General features: G+C 71.5%; 13 protein-coding genes. 7 read left to right on the forward strand and 6 right to left on the reverse strand.

From position 1 onward, the window contains the following. The first annotated feature begins 44 nt into the window (after positions 1–44). Complete coding sequence (gene fabI / locus J3A75_RS01990; RefSeq protein WP_012322413.1) at positions 45–869, forward strand: enoyl-ACP reductase FabI; 825 nt, start codon at positions 45–47, stop codon at positions 867–869. Between the two features lie 116 nt (positions 870–985). Here the strand turns inward: fabI and J3A75_RS01995 are convergent, their stop codons facing one another. Then, positions 986–2,140 carry an AAA family ATPase gene (locus tag J3A75_RS01995; protein WP_059409450.1) on the reverse strand — a complete coding sequence of 385 codons (1,155 nt, stop codon included), beginning with the start codon at positions 2,138–2,140 and terminating at the stop codon, positions 986–988. Between the two features lie 16 nt (positions 2,141–2,156). Then, positions 2,157–3,149 carry a polyphosphate kinase 2 family protein gene (locus J3A75_RS02000; RefSeq protein ID WP_024828040.1) on the reverse strand — a complete coding sequence of 331 codons (993 nt, stop codon included), beginning with the start codon at positions 3,147–3,149 and terminating at the stop codon, positions 2,157–2,159. A gap of 95 nt (positions 3,150–3,244) precedes the next feature. On the opposite strand from J3A75_RS02000, the gene J3A75_RS02005 reads away from it, so the two are divergent. From J3A75_RS02005 to J3A75_RS02015, 3 genes are all read left to right on the forward strand, one after another. Further along, positions 3,245–3,832 carry a histidine phosphatase family protein gene (locus J3A75_RS02005; RefSeq protein ID WP_012322416.1) on the forward strand — a complete coding sequence of 196 codons (588 nt, stop codon included), beginning with the start codon at positions 3,245–3,247 and terminating at the stop codon, positions 3,830–3,832. Between the two features lie 111 nt (positions 3,833–3,943). Next, complete coding sequence (locus J3A75_RS02010; protein WP_071000587.1) at positions 3,944–8,014, forward strand: Pls/PosA family non-ribosomal peptide synthetase; 4,071 nt, start codon at positions 3,944–3,946, stop codon at positions 8,012–8,014. 367 nt (positions 8,015–8,381) lie between these two features. Further along, positions 8,382–9,536 carry a sensor domain-containing diguanylate cyclase gene (locus tag J3A75_RS02015; RefSeq protein WP_024828037.1) on the forward strand — a complete coding sequence of 385 codons (1,155 nt, stop codon included), beginning with the start codon at positions 8,382–8,384 and terminating at the stop codon, positions 9,534–9,536. Between the two features lie 16 nt (positions 9,537–9,552). Here J3A75_RS02015 and J3A75_RS02020 read toward each other — a convergent pair whose 3' ends face one another. Further along, positions 9,553–11,028 carry a PAS domain S-box protein gene (locus J3A75_RS02020; RefSeq protein ID WP_071000588.1) on the reverse strand — a complete coding sequence of 492 codons (1,476 nt, stop codon included), beginning with the start codon at positions 11,026–11,028 and terminating at the stop codon, positions 9,553–9,555. Positions 11,029–11,395: 367 nt separating this feature from the next. Here J3A75_RS02020 and J3A75_RS02025 point away from each other — a divergent pair, with 367 nt between their 5' ends. Further along, positions 11,396–11,602: a SlyX family protein gene (locus J3A75_RS02025; protein WP_012322420.1), complete on the forward strand. Its 207-nt coding sequence runs from the start codon at positions 11,396–11,398 to the stop codon at positions 11,600–11,602. 39 nt (positions 11,603–11,641) lie between these two features. Here J3A75_RS02025 and J3A75_RS02030 read toward each other — a convergent pair whose 3' ends face one another. Both J3A75_RS02030 and J3A75_RS02035 read right to left on the reverse strand, forming a co-directional pair. Then, positions 11,642–13,075 carry an NAD-dependent succinate-semialdehyde dehydrogenase gene (locus J3A75_RS02030; RefSeq protein ID WP_209649658.1) on the reverse strand — a complete coding sequence of 478 codons (1,434 nt, stop codon included), beginning with the start codon at positions 13,073–13,075 and terminating at the stop codon, positions 11,642–11,644. Positions 13,076–13,176: 101 nt separating this feature from the next. Beyond that, positions 13,177–13,962 (reverse strand): class II glutamine amidotransferase, encoded by a 786-nt coding sequence (locus J3A75_RS02035; RefSeq protein WP_012322422.1) that lies wholly within the window; start codon positions 13,960–13,962, stop codon positions 13,177–13,179. A gap of 321 nt (positions 13,963–14,283) precedes the next feature. Here J3A75_RS02035 and J3A75_RS02040 point away from each other — a divergent pair, with 321 nt between their 5' ends. Next, on the forward strand, positions 14,284–14,676 hold the full coding sequence (locus J3A75_RS02040; RefSeq protein WP_012322423.1) for a response regulator: 393 nt from the start codon (positions 14,284–14,286) through the stop codon (positions 14,674–14,676). A gap of 322 nt (positions 14,677–14,998) precedes the next feature. Here J3A75_RS02040 and rpsU read toward each other — a convergent pair whose 3' ends face one another. After that, the gene (rpsU, locus tag J3A75_RS02045; RefSeq protein WP_012322424.1) at positions 14,999–15,334 is read right to left on the reverse strand and encodes a 30S ribosomal protein S21; all 336 of its coding nucleotides are present in this window, start codon (positions 15,332–15,334) and stop codon (positions 14,999–15,001) included. A gap of 222 nt (positions 15,335–15,556) precedes the next feature. Between rpsU and J3A75_RS02050 the strand changes: the two genes are divergently transcribed. Continuing rightward, positions 15,557–16,603, forward strand: coding sequence for a threonine aldolase family protein (locus J3A75_RS02050; RefSeq protein WP_012322425.1), 1,047 nt, complete (start codon positions 15,557–15,559; stop codon positions 16,601–16,603). Positions 16,604–16,692 lie beyond the last annotated feature (89 nt).

Consider the following 16,692-nt stretch of genomic DNA (forward strand, 5'->3'; position numbering starts at 1 on the left):
GGCCCCCCGGCCCCGAGAGGGGTCGCGCGGCTTCGGGATCGATCATGGCGGAACACGGGCAGGGCCTTCTGGCGGGCAAGCGGGGCATCGTCCTCGGGGTCGCCAACAACCGCTCGATCGCCTGGGGCATCGCCCGCAGCGCCCGCGCCCACGGGGCCGAACTGGCCTTCACCTACCAGGGCGACGCCCTGCGCAAGCGCGTGGAGCCCCTCGCCAAGGAACTCGACGCCCACGTGATCGGGCACTGCGACGTCACCGAATCGGCCACGATCGACGCGGTCTTCGCGGAGGCCGCGAAGGTCTTCCCCGACGGCATCGACTTCGTCGTTCACTGCGTCGCCTTCTCCGACAAGGACGAGCTGACGGGCCGCTACATCGAGACCTCCGAGGACAACTTTACCAAGTCGCTCCTGGTCTCGTGCTACTCGTTCACCGCGGTGGCCCAGCGCGCCGAGAAGATCATGCGCCCGGGCGGCTCACTGGTGACGCTGACCTATTACGGCGCCGAGAAGTGGATGCCGCACTACAACGTCATGGGCGTCGCCAAGGCGGCGCTGGAGGCGTCGGTGCGCTACCTCGCGGCCGATCTCGGACCGAAGAACATCCGGGTCAACGCGATCTCGGCCGGCCCGATCAAGACCCTCGCCGCCTCGGGCATCGGCGATTTCCGCTACATCCTGAAGTGGAACGAGTACAACGCGCCCCTGCGCCGGACCGTGACGATCGGCGAGGTCGGCGAGACCGCGTCCTACCTCGTCTCCGACATGGCGGCCGGGATGACCGGCGAGATCCTCCACGTGGATGCCGGCTACCACGTGGTCGGCATGAAGAACCCCGAGGCGCCGGACCTCACCCTCGACAAGGATTGAGGCCTCGGTCGTCCGGGGCGCCGTGATCTGCGACGGCGCGACGGCCTGCGTGGCGCCTCCGCCCGGGTCTCTCGGCCGCGCCCGTGGGGAAGGCGGCGCGACCAGGCTGACCATCGTCACGCCTCGTCCGCCTCGTCGAACTCCCCCGAGAGCTTGAGGCCGTCGATCCAGGTCTCGCCGTCGCGCTTGATGACGGTGCGCGGCCGGACGTTGCCGTGCTGCGCGATCCCCGCCGCCAGCCGCTGCGAATGCGTCACGAGCCAGACCTGCGTCCGCTCCGCGGCCCGCGCGATCAGCCGCGCCAGGGGATCCATGAGATCGGGATGCAGGCTGGTCTCGGGCTCGTTCAGCGCGATGAACGGCGGCAGCCGGTAGCCGAGCAGCGCTCCGGTCAGGGCGAGGTAGCGCAGGGTGCCGTCCGACAGTTCCGGCGGATCGAAGGTCCGGGCGGGGAAGTCGGGGAAGCGCAGGCCGAAGCTCGCGTGACGGCCGGGCTCCGGGAGGACGAGCGCCGCGCCCGGGAAGGCTCCGTCGACGGCCGCGTCGATCTCGGTCGTGTCCTGCCGGATATGCGCCAGGGTGGCGAAGACGGCGGCGAGGTCCGCGCCGTCGGACGCGAGCGTCGGCGTCGTCACCGCGAGGCAGGGGCGACGCAGGGGCGACTCGGCATCCGTCCGGAAATCGTGGTGGAAGCGCCACCCCGTCAGGGCGAGGCGGACCGCGGCGATCTCCGGATGGCCGGTGGCGTCGAGGAGGCTCCCGAGGGCGGTCTCGGTGGGCAGCAGGTCCCCGCCGAGGGCGCGCTTCCGGCCCTCCGCGTCGCGGACGAACCCGCTTCGCCCGTCGCGATCGAGGATCACGGCCGTGCGGCCGCGGGTGCGGACCGTCAGGCGCTCGGTCTTGACCTGCGGCTCCTTCCGGAAGGCGGCGCCGAAGGTGGTTCCGCCGACCTGCTGCACCAGCCCGATCTCGACCGCGTAGACGAAATCCTGCGCGATCGTGTCGTGGCGGAGGGTCGCCGACAGGCAGATCCGCGCGGCCTCGCCCTGCCGCCGGCGGCCGGCCCAGAGGGCCGAATCCATGCCGCCCTCGGCGGCGAGGTCGCGGGTCAGGGTTCCCCGGGCGGCGGCCTGCAGAAGCTCCAGGGCCCGGTAGAGGTTGGTCTTGCCGGTGCCGTTGCCCCCGACGAAGACCGACAGCGCGTCGACCGGGAAGCTGATCCGCCGCAGCGAGCGGTAGCCCGAGACCGCGACCTCCCGAACCACCAGCATCCCGGGCTCTCCCGCCTCAGTCCGGAACCGTCAGATCCGCGATGCCCTTGGCGGCCTCGGGGAATCGCGGGTCCATGGCCTCCAGCGTATCCGCCACGGTCCGGGCAATCACGTAGTTGCGGAACCACTTGTGGTTGGCCGGCACCACCAGCCACGGCGCCCGGGCCGTCGAGCAGCGGCCGAGGGCGTCCGCGAAGGCCTGCTGGTAGGCGTCCCAGGACTTCCGCTCGACCAGGTCGGCCGGGTCGAACTTCCAGTGCTTCTCGGGGTCGGCGATCCGGGCCTCCAGGCGCTTCTTCTGCTCCGCCTTGGAGATGTGCAGGAAGAACTTGAGGACCGTCGTCCCCGATTCGACGAGCAGGCGCTCGAAATCGTTGATCCGGCCGTAGCGGCTCTGCCAGACGGCGTCCGGCACGAGGCCCTTTACCCGCACCACGAGCACGTCCTCGTAGTGGCTGCGGTTGAACACCCCGATCATGCCGCGCCCCGGCACGCGGGCGTGGTAGCGCCACAGGAAATCGTGATCGAGTTCCTCGCTCGAGGGCACCTTGAACGAGGCCACGGCGCAGCCCTGCGGGTTCACCCCCTTGAGCACCGACCGGATCGTGCCGTCCTTGCCGCCGGTGTCGATCGCCTGGAAAACCAGCAGCAGGCTCCGGGCGCGCTCGGCGTAGAGGCGTTCCTGGAGGGCGACGATGCGCTCGCGCTCCGTGGCGAGGGCGTCCTTGGCCCAGTCCTTGTCGAGGCCGCCGACATCGTCGGGATCGACCGTGCCGAGATCGACGGGCGCGCCCGGCTCCACCGCCACGATGCCCGGCGCGGGGCGGATCGGCACCGGCCCGTGCTGGCCGAGCGCCGCCGGGACGGACTCGGCCACGGCGTCGACGCTGCCGGCCCAGCGGGCCGTCGACGGGCGGTGATCCACGGTGGGGCCATGCAGATCGGCCTCACCTGTCATGCCGTCATCGCGTTTGTGGCCGCGATGATGCTTGCCGTGCTTCTTGGACATGGGGCAGGACCTGTTTCCGGATATTGCCGACCGACGGCGAGAACGGCCGGTAATCCAGGCTGTTCCGAACGCCTGTGCAGGACGGGGTTGAGAGGTTGGGTACGATCTACTTCATCCGGCACGGCCAGACCGCCTGGAACGCCGAGGGACGCCTCCAGGGTGGGCGCGACACCGACCTCAACGCCCAGGGCGAGGCGCAGGCCGCCGCCGTGGCGGAGCGCCTCGCCGCCGCGGCGGGTCCGGCGCTGGCGGCGGCCGAGTTCGTCGCGAGCCCGCTCAAGCGCACCCGGCGCACCATGGAGATCCTCAGGGCGACCCTCGGCCTGCCGCCGGAGGCGTACCGCACCGATCCGCGCTTGCGGGAGATCGGCTTCGGCAGCTGGGAGGGCTCAACCTGGGCGGAGATCCGGCGCCGCGACCCGGCCGGGGCTGCCGGCCGCGACCGCGACCGCTGGCACTACCGCCCGCCCGGCCTCGGCGCCGAGAGCTACGCCGGCCTCGTCGAGCGCGTCGGCCCGATGATCGCGGCCCTGGAGCGGGACACGGTGATCGTCGCCCATGGCGGCGTCGCGCGGGCCGCCCTGGTGGCCCTCGGCCACCTCGACATCTACGCCGCGCCCCGCCTCGGCATCCGCCAGGGCGAGGTCCTGATCCTCGAGCCCGGTGGCTGGCGCTGGGCTTGATCCTGTGCGCCGGCGCAGTGCAAAGCCGCCTCGATAACGGCATGATCGGCAGGCTATAGGGCGGCGGCCAGGACAGGCGCCGGCTCGAGCGGCCGGCCAGCGGAGCAGCGGATGAGCGACGTCGCCGAGAAGACCCGGCCCGGCCCGGCGGCCGGGGAGCCCGCGCCTCTCGGGAACGCGGCGGCGATCCTGCGCGGCGACCACCGGCCCGACCTGATCCGCGACGAAGTCCTGGCCGAGATCTTCCTGCACTCGGCCGCGACCCGGCCCGGCCATCCCTGCCTCGTCGACGGCGCCCGGGTCGAGGCTGGGGGCGTCCACCCGCACCTGACCTACGCGGACGTCGCCGCCCGGGCCGGCCGGATCGCCGCCGGCCTCGTCCATCGCGGCATCGGTCCCGGCGACGTCGTCGGCCTGTGGATGGCCCGCGGCCCGGACCTCCTCGTCGCGCAGATCGGGATCACGATGTCGGGGGCGGCGTGGCTGCCCTTCGATGCCGAGGCGCCGGCCGACCGGGTAGGCGTTTGCCTCACCGACGCGGGCGCGAAGGCGCTGCTCGTCTCCCCGGCGCTCGCCGCCGCGGCGCCGGACGCCGCGCCCGCGTTGACGCCCGCCGACCTCGACGCCGGAACGCCCGCCGACGCGCCGGTGCCGGACCCGCGCGCGGCCGGGCTGACGCCCGAGCACCCCGCCTACCTGATCTACACCTCCGGCTCGACCGGCGTGCCCAAAGGCATCGTCATCAGCCACGCCAACATCTGCCACTTCCTGAGGTCGGGGAACGCCCTCTACGGGATGCGCGCCGACGACGTGGTCTTCCAGGGCGCCTCGGTGGCGTTCGACCTCTCGATGGAGGAGATCTGGGTCCCGTACCTCGTGGGCGCGACCCTGTTCGTCGCGAGTCCCGCCATGATGGGCGACCTGGAATCGCTCCCCGGCATCCTGGAGGCCGAGGGCATCACGGTGCTCGACACCGTCCCGACGCTGCTGGCGATGATCTCCGGCGACCTGCCGCGGGTCCGCCTCGTCCTGCTCGGCGGCGAGGCGCTGCCCGAGCCGCTGATCGCCCGCTGGGCGACGGGCGGGCGCCAGCTGTTCAACACCTACGGGCCCACGGAGGCCACCGTGGTGGCGACCGCGGCCGAGATGCGCCCCGGCGAGCCGGTGACGATCGGCGGCCCGATCCCGAACTACTCCGTCTACGTCGCCGGCGAGGACCTTTCCCTGCTCGGCCGCGACCAGCAGGGCGAGCTGCTGATCGGCGGTCCCGGCGTCGCGCGGGGCTACCTCGCCCGTCCCGAGCTGACGGCGGAGAAGTTCATCGCCAACCCCTTCGCGTCGGACGGGACCGACCCCGTCCTGTACCGTTCGGGCGACGCGGTCTCCCTCGATGCCGCGGGCCGGATCGTGTTCCACGGCCGGATCGACGACCAGGTGAAGATCCGCGGCTTCCGCGTGGAGCTGGGCGAGATCGAGTCCCGGATCCGCGCGGTGCCCGACATCAACCAGGCCGCCGTCGTGCTCCGGCAGGACGACGGCGTCGACCGCCTCGTGGCCTTCCTGATCCCGGAGCGGGGCCGGTCCATCGACGCCGCCGCCCTGCGCCGGACGCTCGCCGGGCAGATGCCGCCCTACATGGTGCCCGGCCATTTCGAGGTGGCCGAGACGCTCCCGCGCCTGACCTCCGGCAAGGTCGACCGCAAGGCGCTGAAGATCGCCCCGCTCACCGTGGTCGCCGCGGACGGCGAGCAGGAGCCGCCCGCCAACGAGACCGAGGCGGCCCTCGTCGCGGCCGCCAAGCAGATCTTCGGCAACCAGCCGATCGCTCTCGAGGGCGACTTCTTCTCCGATCTCGGCGGCCACTCGCTCCTGGCCGCCCGCTTCGTCTCGGCGGTGCGCGAGAATCCGCCGCTCGCCGGTATCACCCTGCCCGACGTCTACGCCCTGCGCACCGTGCGGGCGATGGCCGACGCGCTCATCGCCCGCACGGGCGGGATGGGGGCCGGGGCCGCGACGCGCGACCTGAGTTTCGAGCCGCCGCCGCTGCTGCGCCGGGCGCTCTGCGGCCTCGCGCAGCTCGTCGCGCTACCCTTCGTGATCGCGCTGGCCACCGCGCAGTGGCTCGGCATGTTCGTGACCTACCTGCTGCTCACCGGCGGGGGATTGAGCTTCTTCGCCGAGCTCGGGGTGCTTCTCCTCGTCTACGTGGCGATCAACGGCGTGACCGCGGTGGCGGCGGTGGCCGGCAAGTGGCTGATCCTCGGCCGGACCAGGCCGGGCCGTTACCCGCTCTGGGGCACCTACTACTACCGCTGGTGGCTCGCGCAGCGGCTGGCGCCCCTCGTCCACGTGAAGTGGCTGCAGGGCTCGCCGGCCATCGCGATCTACCTGCGGCTCATGGGCGCCAATGTCGGCCGCGACACCCTGATCTCCGACATCGAGATCGGCGCGCCCGACCTCCTGACCATCGGCGACGGCGCGTCCCTGGGCGGCCGCCTCGTCATCGCCAACGCCGAGATCGTCGGCAACGAGCTGGTCATCGGCACGGCCGAGATCGGCGCGGACGCGGCGGTCGGGACCTCCTGCGTGATCAGCCACGACACGGTGATCGGCCCGCAGGCGGAGATCGCCGACCTGACCACGATCCCGGCGGGCTCGCGGGTCGGCGCGGCCGAGCGCTGGGACGGCTCGCCCGGCCGCAAGGTCGGCATGGCCGAGCCGTCGGACCTGCCCGCGCCCGCCGAGGCGTCTTTCGCGCGCCGCGCGGCCTTCCTGGCGGCCTACGTCGTGCTGCTCGGCGCCATCCCGGCGGTCGGCCTGCTGCCGATCTTCCCGGCCTTCTTCATCTTCGACCAGATCTCGGACTCGCTCTCCGACATCACCGACGTCGACTACCACTGGTACCTGCCGATCCTCACGTGGCCCACCGCCATGCTGATGACCGCCGGCACGGTGCTGCTGATCGCCGGCATCCGCTGGATCGTGCTGCCGCGGACGCGGTCCGGCACCTACTCGGTCCACTCGCTGTTCTACCTGCGGAAATGGTCGCTGGCCCTCGCGGTCGAGGTGACGCTGGAGACGCTCTCGTCGCTGTTCGCGACCGTCTACATGCGGGCGTGGTACCGGCTGATGGGCGCCAATATGGGCCACGGTGCCGAGATCTCGACCAACCTCGCGGGCCGCTACGACCTCGCCGAGGTCGGCGCGAAGAACTTCGTCGCCGACGAGGTGGTGTACGGCGAGGAGGAGATCCGGCGCGGCTGGATGCACCTGGAGCCGACCCGCACCGGGGCGCGGGTCTTCGTCGGCAACGACGCGGTGGTGCCGCCGGGCGCCGTCATCCCCGACGACGTGCTCATCGGGATCAAGTCGAAGCCGCCCGAGAACGCCGCGATGAGCCCGGGCGAGACGTGGTTCGGCTCGCCGCCGATCCGGCTGCCGGCCCGCCAGAAGGTCGATCTCGGCTCGACTGCCCAGACCTACGAGCCCGGCGCGTGGCCGAAGATCCGGCGCGGCGTCTTCGAGGCCTTCGCGACCTCGTTCTCGCCGATGCTCTACATCACCCTCGCGATCACGGCGATCGACTGGTATTTCTACCCGGCCATCCTGGAGCAGGACTGGTGGGGGCTGGCCTACAGCTTCGTCGGGGCGAGCGTCGCCATCGCGCTGATCCAGTCCTCGGCGGTCATCGCCATGAAGTGGCTGCTGATGGGCGTCTACAAGCCCGGCATGCAGCCGATGTGGTCGTGGTGGGCGATGCGCACCGAGGCGATCGCGGTGGCCTACTGGGGCCTCGCCGGCAAGGTGCTGCTCGAACACCTCCAGGGCACGCCCTTCCTCCCCTGGGTGCTGCGGCTGTTCGGCGTGAAGGTCGGCAAGGGCGTGTGCATGCTCACGACCGACATCACCGAGTTCGACTGCGTCACCATCGGCGACTACGCCACGATCAACCGCGTCTCCGCGCTGCAGACCCACCTCTACGAGGACCGGATCATGAAGATCGGCCGCGTCGTCGTCGGGCGCGGCGTCTCGGTCGGCGCGTTCTCGACCGTGCTGTACGACACGAAGGTCGGGGATTACGCCCGCCTGCGGCCGCTCACCATCGTCATGAAGGGCGAGTCGATCCCCGCCAACACCGAGTGGGAGGGCGCGCCCGCGGTCCCGGTGGTCCACCGCGCCTGACCGACGGAACACGTCTAAGGTTCCGGCTCGCTGGCGGCGTGTCGGAGCGCCGCGGCTCGATCTGCGGGAGACGCCGGCACGGTGATGGCCTGTCCGACCCCGGCGTCTCAGGACCGTGCGGGGAGGGGGCAGGCCAAGGTCAGAGCCGGGCGGCGTCGCCGAAATCTGCGCAAGAGCCCCGCTAGACTCTGGGACGAATATGCCGGTGTACTAGCACCTTTGTCCCGTGTTGGAATTCTAATCTAGCTTATTGTGGCTTCCTCTTGGATAGAGTGTTATCGTGCCGAGGCCCGGATCGTTGCTCGGCCAGACTGCGATGCGGGGCGGGGACGGCGCCGACGTCCGGGTCGAGGATTGACAGTCGTCCGTGCAGCTTGATCCCGCCACCCTGCTGGTCGTCAGCGCGGCGACGACCTTCCTGGTCGGCACGCTGTTCATGGCCTCGTGGCGGCAGGCGCCCGAGTCGCGCGTGCTCGCCTACTGGGGTGCGGCGCATCTCGTGGGCGCGGCCGGATCGGCCGGCCTCGCGCTGCGCAATCAGATCCCCGACCTGATCTCTGTGGGCTTGGCCAACGCCGTGGTGCTCGCTGCCTACGGTCTCATCTGGAGCGGCGTCCGCTCGTTCGAGCACCGCGAGCCGCGGCTGGGTATCGCGACGGCCGGCGCCCTGGGCTGGTGCGTCCTGTGCCTGATCCCGACCTTCTACGCGTCGATCGAGGCCCGCATCATCTACGCCTCGGCGGTGGCGGCGCTCTACTGCTGCGCGGCGACCGCGGAGATCTGGCGCGGTCGCGCCGAGCGGCTCGCCTCCCGGTTCGCCGCCGCCGCCATCCTGGGGCTGCACGGCACCTTCTACGTCGTGCGGATCCCCGCGACGCTGGTGGCGCCGCCGCAGCCGGGTCTCAGCCCGCTCGCGTCGCCCTGGGTGGCGATCCTGTGCTTCGTCACCCTCATGTTCTCGATCGCCTCGGCCTTCACCTTCATGGCGCTGGTCAAGGAGCGGGCCGAGCGCGAGCAGCGCATCGCCGCCTCCACGGACGCGCTCACGGGCGTGCGCAACCGCCGGGCCTTCGCGCAGGCCGCCGAGGCCGCGATCGCGCGGCACGGCGACGCCGCCCTGCTGCTGTTCGATCTCGACCGGTTCAAGGCCGTCAACGACCGCTTCGGTCACGGGGTCGGCGACGCGGTCCTCGTCGGCTTCTGCACCATGGCGATGACCCTGCTGCCCCGCGAGGCTCTGCTGGGCCGCCTGGGCGGGGAGGAATTCGCCTGCCTGCTGCCGGACGTGTCGCCCGCCGAGGCCCTGGCCCGGGCCGAGGAGCTGCGCCAGACCTTCGCGCAGCTCAGCATCCCCGAGCTTCCGGCTCTGCGCGTCAGCGTCAGCATCGGGATCGCGCAGGCCCGCGCCGGCATCGCGTTCGACGCGCTGATGCGGCGGGCCGACACCGCCCTCTACGTCGCCAAGAACGGCGGGCGCGACCGGGTCGCCGTGGCGGAGCCCGCCGCGACCCGCGCCGCCTGAGGCGGGCGCGGGCCGCTCACGCGAGGGCGCGGGCGGCTTCCGAGACCTTGCGGACCGAGGCGTCGACCACGCCCGCCGAGGCCGCGATCTCCGCCATGGCGGCGTGGACGGCGGCGACGCTCTGCGCGGCGGACTGCATGTTCTCGGTCATGTCGCGGGTCACCGCGGCCTGCTCGGTGACGGCGGACGACACGCTCAGGGAGATCGCGCTGAGCTGCTCGATCGTGGCGCCGATCCCGTCGATCGCCGCCACGGCCCGGGAGGTCTCGGCCTGCACGGCGGCGATCTGGGTGCCGATCTCGCCGGTCGCCTTGGCGGTCTGCTCGGCGAGCGCCTTCACCTCGGCGGCGACGACGGCGAAGCCCTTGCCGGCGACCCCGGCGCGGGCCGCCTCGATGGTGGCGTTCAGCGCGAGGAGATTCGTCTGGTCGGCGATGGAGCGGATCAGGCTCACCGCCGCCCCGATCCGGTCGGCGGCACCGGTCAGGCCCACGACGATCGCCCCCGCCTCCTCGGCGCGGGTGACGACGAGGTCCACCGACGATTTCGCCTGCAGGGCGTGGCGGCTCAGCTCCTCGATGGAGGCGGCGAATTCCTCGGAGCCGGCGGCGACCGCCTCGACGTTCCGCGCGGTCTGGCTCGAAGACTCGGCGGTGTCGTCGGCCTGCCTGACAACCCGGCTCATCGAGTCGCGGATCGCCGCGATGTCGGCGTCGATGGCGCGCTGGCCCTCGGCCCGGCGCTGCCGATCCTCGACCTGACGGGTGACGTCGGTGGCGAACTTGACGACGGCGCAGGGCCTGCCGTCGGCGTCGAGGATCGGGTTGTAGGCGCCGAAGATCCAGACGGTGCGGCCGCCCTTCCCGATCCGCCGGAACTCGCCGGCCTGATACTCGCCGTTGCCGAGGGCGGCCCAGAACGCCGCGTAGCCGGCGCTCGCCGCCTCGGCCTGCGGCAGGAACATCCGGTGATGCCGCCCGCAGATCTCCTCGAGGGTGTAACCCATGGTGGACAGGAAGTTGGCGTTGGCGTCCGTGATCGTCCCGTCGAGGGCGAAGGTGATCACCGCCTGTGAGCGGTCGAGCGCCGCGATCTGACCGGCGTGGCGGGCGTTGCGGGCGCGCTCCTCGGTGATGTCGGTGGCGAGCTTGACGACCTTGGTCGGCCGGCCGCGCCGGTCGAGGATCGGGTTGTACGAGCCCTGGATCCAGACGACCTCGCCGGACTTCGCGACGCGGCGGAAGGCGCGGGCCTCGTGCTGGCCGGCGCGCAGCCGGTCCCAGAACGCGGCGTAGTCCTGGCCCGCGCGGTCGTCCTCCGGAACGAACACCCGGTGGTGCTGGCCGCGCACCTCGTCGAGCGTGTAGCCCAGAAGGTCGAGGAACAGCGCGTTCGCGTCGGTGACGGTGCCGTCGAGGTCGAACTCGACCCGCGCCATCGTCCGGTCGATCGCCGCGAGCAGGGCGTCGTCGCGTGAACCAAACATCGCCATCGGAGCCTGTGCCCGCCTGATCTGTAGAGTGGTGACGATCATAGGGGGACGCGCTTAAAAATCCGTCAATGGCATGTTCTCGCCGGGGTGCGAGCGGTCGCGCGACCGTGGAAGTCTGTCTAGCCTATATCGATTGTAGAGAAATGTATTTTCGCGGGCGTCGATCCGTGTCGACGTATATATCATGCCCGGTCGATCGCGGGATATTGCAGCTCTCTGTCGCGTGGCCGGGATTGTGCGGCCGGTCATGCCTGGGCGCTGCCGCCCCGGTTGCCCGGCTCGCGGCCTGCGCTAGGAGGGGGCCGAGAGCCGGCGGCACGACGCGATCGAGGCCGATTCGCGGCACGGCACTGACGGGAGACCCGACATGGACGAGGCCACACGGATCGATCGTCTGGAGATGCGCCTCACCGAGCAGGACGCGACGATCGAGGATCTGAACCGGACCGTGACCGAGCAGTGGCGCGTGATCGACCGGCTCGTCCGGCAGCTGGACCTGCTGCGGGAGCAGGTGGAGGAGGCGGCTGCCCGGGCGGCGCCGCGGGGGCCGGAGCCGCCGCCGCCGCACTACTGAGGGGAGGGGCCGGTGCGCCGCGGCGCACCGGCCGAGACGTCAGAAATTCGCCTGCGTGACGAACTTGGTGACCAGGTAGGCGTCGAGGGCCTCCGGGCCGCCCTCGCTGCCGTAGCCCGAATCCTTGACGCCGCCGAACGGGGTCTCCGGCAGGGCGAGGCCGTGGTGGTTGATCGAGATCATGCCGCTCTCGACCGCGTTCGACACCCGCGCCGCCCGCTCGGCGGACCGGGTGTAGGCGTAGGCCGCGAGCCCGTAGGGCAGGCGGTTCGCCTCGGTGAGCGCCTCCTCGTCGTCGGAGAACCGGTTGATCATCGCCAGGGGACCGAAGGGCTCCTCGTTCATGATCCGGGCGGTCAGCGGCACCTCGGTGAAGACCGTCGGCTCGAAGAAGTTGCCCTGGTTGCCGATGCGCTTGCCGCCGGCGCGCAGCGTCGCGCCGCTCGACTCGGCGTCCGCCGCCAGCGCCGTGACGGCGTCGAGGCGCCGCCCATGGACCAGCGGGCCCATCTTGGTCTCGGGATCGAGCCCGTCGCCGACCTTCACCGACTTGGCGAAGGTGGTGAAGCCCTCGACGAAGCGGTCGAAGACCGAGTCGTGCACGAGGAACCGGGTCGGCGAGACGCAGACCTGGCCGGCATTGCGGAACTTCGAGGGGGCCAGGACGGCCACCGCCTTCTCCACATCGGCGTCGCCGAACACGATCGCGGGGGCGTGGCCGCCGAGCTCCATCGTGGCGCGCTTCATGTGCTCGCCCGCGAGCGCCGCGAGCTTCTTGCCGACGACCGTCGAGCCGGTGAACGAGATCTTCCGGATCACCGGGTGCGGGATCAGGTAGGTCGAGATGGCCTCGGGATCCCCGTAGACCAGCGAGAGCGCGTCGCCCGGAATGCCGGCATCCAGGAAGGCGCGGACCAGGGCAGCGCAGCTCGCCGGCGTGTCCTCGGGACCCTTCAGGATCACCGTGCAGCCGGTGCAGAGCGCCGCCGAGATCTTGCGGACCGCCTGATTGATCGGGAAGTTCCAGGGCGTGAAGCAGGCCACGGGGCCGACCGCCTCGCGCACCACGGCCTGCAGCACGCCGTCGGCGCGGCCCGGGATGACGCGGCCGTAGGCGCGCTTACCCTCCTCGGCGAACCAGTCGATGATGTCCGCCGCGGCCAGGGTCTCGATCCGCGACTCGGCCAGGGGCTTGCCCTGTTCCAGGGTCATGATCCGGGCGATCTCCTCGACGCGGGCGCGCAGCAGGTCGGCCGCCTTGCGCATCACCTTGGCGCGCTCGAAGGGGGCGACTTTGCGCCAGGCCGGGAAGGCGCGTGCGGCCGCCGCCAGGGCCTCGTCGAGATCCGCCGTGGTGGCGACCGCGCACTGGCCGATCGTCTCGCCCGTGGCGGGGTTCAGGACCCCCAGGGTGTCCCGGTCGGCACCCGCGCGCCAGCGCCCGGCGATGTGAAGCTCGGTATCCGGATACATCGGTCGATTCCCGCTCGGCCGCACCATCGGCCGCAGGCGGAATGTGGCGATGTGGCGCGCCCCGGCAATCCCCGCGGCGGCATGGCTGGCGCCGACTGTATTCAGGCGGCGGCGCGGGCGGGCTCCGGCGCCTCGACGAGGGTCGCGGTGCCGTGGCGGGCGCGCAGGGTCGCGCCCTTGGGGACCACCCGCCAGCCCTCGCGGCAGCCGTCGATCGGCTCCGAGACCACCACGATGCCGCCCGGCCCCTCGCGGTAGTACAGGCTCGGCGGACGGCCGTCGCAGGCCCAGCGATAGGCGGTCAGCGTCTCGCCGTCCGTGAGCAGCGCGGTGAAGCGCAGCGGCTCGCAGACATTCGCCGCCTCCATCAGCTCACGGACGGTCTTCAGCGTCCGCGCCATCGCGCCGACGGGATCCGCCTCCAGGCCGTTGGCGAGGGCCAGGAGGAAGATCGCCTCCGAGTCGGTGCTGCCGCGGCGGTGGTCGTAGTAGGAATCCGGGATCAGCGCCTCCAGGCGCCGCTTGATCCGGTGGTAGCCGCCGATCTGGCCGTTGTGCATGAACAGGTGGCGTCCGTACACGAAGGGATGGCAGTTGGCCCGGGCGGTGGCCGTCCCGGTCGAGGCGCGCACGTGGGCGAAGAAGGTCCGCGCCCGCACCTGCCCGCAGAGGTTCACCAAGTTCTCGTCGGACCAGGCCGGGGAGATATCGCGATAGACACCCGGCTCGGGCCGCTCCGCGTACCATCCGATGCCGAAGCCGTCGCCGTTGGTCTCGGTCTTCCCTTCGTCGGCGTGCAGCGACTGGTGCACCAGCGAGTGGGTCGGCGCGCAGACGAGGTCGGAGAGGAAGACCGGCTCACCGCTGTAGGCGAGGAAACGGCACATGTCGGACGATGATCCTTCAGCTCTGGGCCGCGTTCGGTCCGGCGAGACGCCCCCGCGCGGGTGGGGACGTTCGGTCGCAGGACGTTAACAGTCGGTCCACTCCGGTGAACAGTTTCTTAACCGCCCGGAAACTGCGCCATTTTCGTGCGTTCCGCATGAAATTGGGGCCGTCTGTCCGCAGGGCAGGCATTCGCCGTCCGAGCGAGGCGACTCTTGTGAGCCGCCTCATGAAGGATCAGCATGGCCGAATCGGGGAATCAGAAGTTCGCCCTACAGGCGACCGCCCGACGCGGGGCAAGGCACCGGCATCAGGAGACTTTAATGGATCGCGCAACGCCCGATAGTTCCGCCCCCGTGGCGCTCGTCGTGGAGGACGACGCGGCTGTGCGCGATCTCGCGACGGCGGTGCTCGAGGAGACCGACCTCGGCGTGATCGCCTGCGAGAGCGCGGAGGCGGCGCTCTCGGTGCTGGAGCGCGCGGACGTGACGGTGGCGCTTCTCTTCGCCGACGTGCGCCTGCCCGGTGCCATGGACGGAGTGTCGCTCGCCCAGGCGGTGAAGCGGCGCTGGCCGGACGTGCGCGTGGTCGTCACCTCCGGCGCGAGCCGGGACGCGCGGCTCCCGGACCAGGCGGTCTACATGCAGAAGCCCTGGCGGGCCCTCGACGTGCTGGTCCAGGCCGAGCACGCCACCATGGCGGCCAAGGCGGCCTGAGCTGGCGGCCAAGGCGGCCTGAGCTGGCGGCCCGAGCGCGCGCCGGCCGACCCCCTTCACGTCATCGCGAGCGCTGCGACCCGATCGCCGCCCGGCTGCGGCGCCGGGACCTCGAGCTGTTCCGGCTCGTGTCGCCGCGGGTCGGAAGGGTGACCCGGTTCGAGACAGCCGCGCCATGCCCCCTCTCCCGTGCGGGAGAGGGGACCCCGCGCCACACGCGGCTCGCGTGACCGGGCGCCTCCATCCGGCCGCGACGCAACCCAAAGAAAAAGCCCGGCCTGCGCGCGCAGGCCGGGCTTTCTCGTGACCGGAGAGATGTCGCTCAGGCGGCGGGGGCCGGGCTGACCGGGGTCTGGCCGGCGGCGTTGCCACCCTGGCCCTGCGCGGCGGACGGCGACGGGAAGCCGGGACGGCGGCCGCCGGCGGGGAAGCGGGGCTTCGGCTTCGGCGCGGCGATCAGGCCCTCGCGGATCGCGGTCTTGCGGGCCTGCTTGCGGGCGCGGCGGACGGCCTCGGCCTTCTCGCGAGCCTTGCGCACGGACGGCTTCTCATAAGCCTTGCGCTGCTTCATCTCGCGGAAGATGCCCTCGCGCTGCATCTTCTTCTTGAGGACGCGGAGCGCTTGATCGACGTTGTTGTCGCGAACGAGTACCTGCAACGGACTTGATCCTCTGGACCTGGATATCTGGGTTCACGTGGCCCGCCGCCGATCTGGAAACCGGCAACGTCCCTCGCCCGGTGAGAACCCGGGAGGGACGGGAACGTCGGTTTCCGAATCGGCGTGGAGCTCACGCCTTGACGGGGCTATTACACCAAGCGCGCACCAGTTCCAACCTGTCCGCGCGATCCATCTGCGCCTGCGCCGTGCTAGGTTGCGCGGATGAGACACGACGACTCGCAGCAATTCGCCAGCGACAACTATTCCGGCATCTGCCCGGAGGCCTGGACGGCGATGGAGGCGGCCAATCGCGGCCACGCCCCGGCCTACGGCGAGGACGCCTGGACTGCCCGGGCGGCCGACGCGTTCCGGGACCTGTTCGAGACCCCGTGCGAGGTGTTCTTCGCCTTCAACGGCACGGCCGCCAACGCGCTGGCCCTGGCGGCGTTGTGCCAGTCCTACCACAGCGTGATCTGCGCCGACTCGGCCCATGTCGAGACCGACGAGTGCGGCGCGCCGGAATTCTTCTCGAACGGCTCGAAGCTGCTGACCGTCCGGACGGAGGGCGGCAAGCTCACGCCGGAGGCGATCCGCGGGCTCGCCCAGAACCGCAGCGACATCCACTTCCCGCGGCCGCGCGTGGTGACGATCACGCAGCCCACCGAGACCGGGCAGGTCTACAGCCTCGCCGAGCTGCGGGCCCTGTCGGCGACCTGCCGGGAGCTGGGCCTCGCCCTGCACATGGACGGGTCGCGCTTCGCCAACGCCTGCGCGAGTCTCGGCTGCAGCCCGGCCGACATGACGTGGCGGTCGGGCATCGACGTGCTGTGCTTCGGCGGGACCAAGAACGGCATGCATGCCGGCGAGGCGGTGGTGTTCTTCGACGCCGCGCTCGCCGAGGATTTCGGCTACCGCTGCAAGCAGGCCGGACAGCTGGCCTCGAAGATGCGCTTCCTCGCGGCGCCCTGGGTCGGCATGCTGGAGAGCGGCGCGTGGCTCAGGAACGCGGCCCACGGCAACGCCTGCGCCCGGCGCTTCGCCGAGGCGGTCGCCGGGCTGCCGGGCGTGCGGGCGCTGTTTCCCGTCGAGGCGAACGCGGTCTTCCTGACGATGCCCGCGGCCACGATGGAGGGCCTGCGCGCCCGGGGCTGGCGATTCTACACCTTCATCGGCGGAGGCGCGCGCTTCATGTTCGCCTGGGATGCCCGGCCCGAGCGGGTCGACGAGCTGGTCGGCGACCTGCGCGCGCTGGCGGCCGCGGCGGCCTGAGCCGCTGGACACAGCGGTTCGGAGCCGCACCGGAGGTGTTTCGCGCGCCGGTGCCGGGTTTCCCTCAGCGGTGTGAGTACGCTGGCGCG

Origin of the sequence: Methylobacterium sp. PvP105 (assembly GCF_017876975.1) — a bacterium.
GTDB lineage: Bacteria > Pseudomonadota > Alphaproteobacteria > Rhizobiales > Beijerinckiaceae > Methylobacterium > Methylobacterium radiotolerans.

What these genes read in the sequence shown, in the direction of transcription:
- J3A75_RS02030 (WP_209649658.1), bottom strand. Translation starts at nt 13,075, where the DNA reads ATGTATCCGGATACCGAGCTTCACATCGCCGGGCGCTGGCGCGCGGGT.
- fabI (WP_012322413.1), top strand. Translation starts at nt 45, where the DNA reads ATGGCGGAACACGGGCAGGGCCTTCTGGCGGGCAAGCGGGGCATCGTC.
- J3A75_RS02040 (WP_012322423.1), top strand. Translation starts at nt 14,284, where the DNA reads ATGGATCGCGCAACGCCCGATAGTTCCGCCCCCGTGGCGCTCGTCGTG.
- J3A75_RS02035 (WP_012322422.1), bottom strand. Translation starts at nt 13,962, where the DNA reads ATGTGCCGTTTCCTCGCCTACAGCGGTGAGCCGGTCTTCCTCTCCGAC.
- J3A75_RS02020 (WP_071000588.1), bottom strand. Translation starts at nt 11,028, where the DNA reads ATGGCGATGTTTGGTTCACGCGACGACGCCCTGCTCGCGGCGATCGAC.
- J3A75_RS02000 (WP_024828040.1), bottom strand. Translation starts at nt 3,149, where the DNA reads ATGTCCAAGAAGCACGGCAAGCATCATCGCGGCCACAAACGCGATGAC.
- J3A75_RS01995 (WP_059409450.1), bottom strand. Translation starts at nt 2,140, where the DNA reads ATGCTGGTGGTTCGGGAGGTCGCGGTCTCGGGCTACCGCTCGCTGCGG.
- J3A75_RS02050 (WP_012322425.1), top strand. Translation starts at nt 15,557, where the DNA reads ATGAGACACGACGACTCGCAGCAATTCGCCAGCGACAACTATTCCGGC.
- J3A75_RS02025 (WP_012322420.1), top strand. Translation starts at nt 11,396, where the DNA reads ATGGACGAGGCCACACGGATCGATCGTCTGGAGATGCGCCTCACCGAG.
- J3A75_RS02010 (WP_071000587.1), top strand. Translation starts at nt 3,944, where the DNA reads ATGAGCGACGTCGCCGAGAAGACCCGGCCCGGCCCGGCGGCCGGGGAG.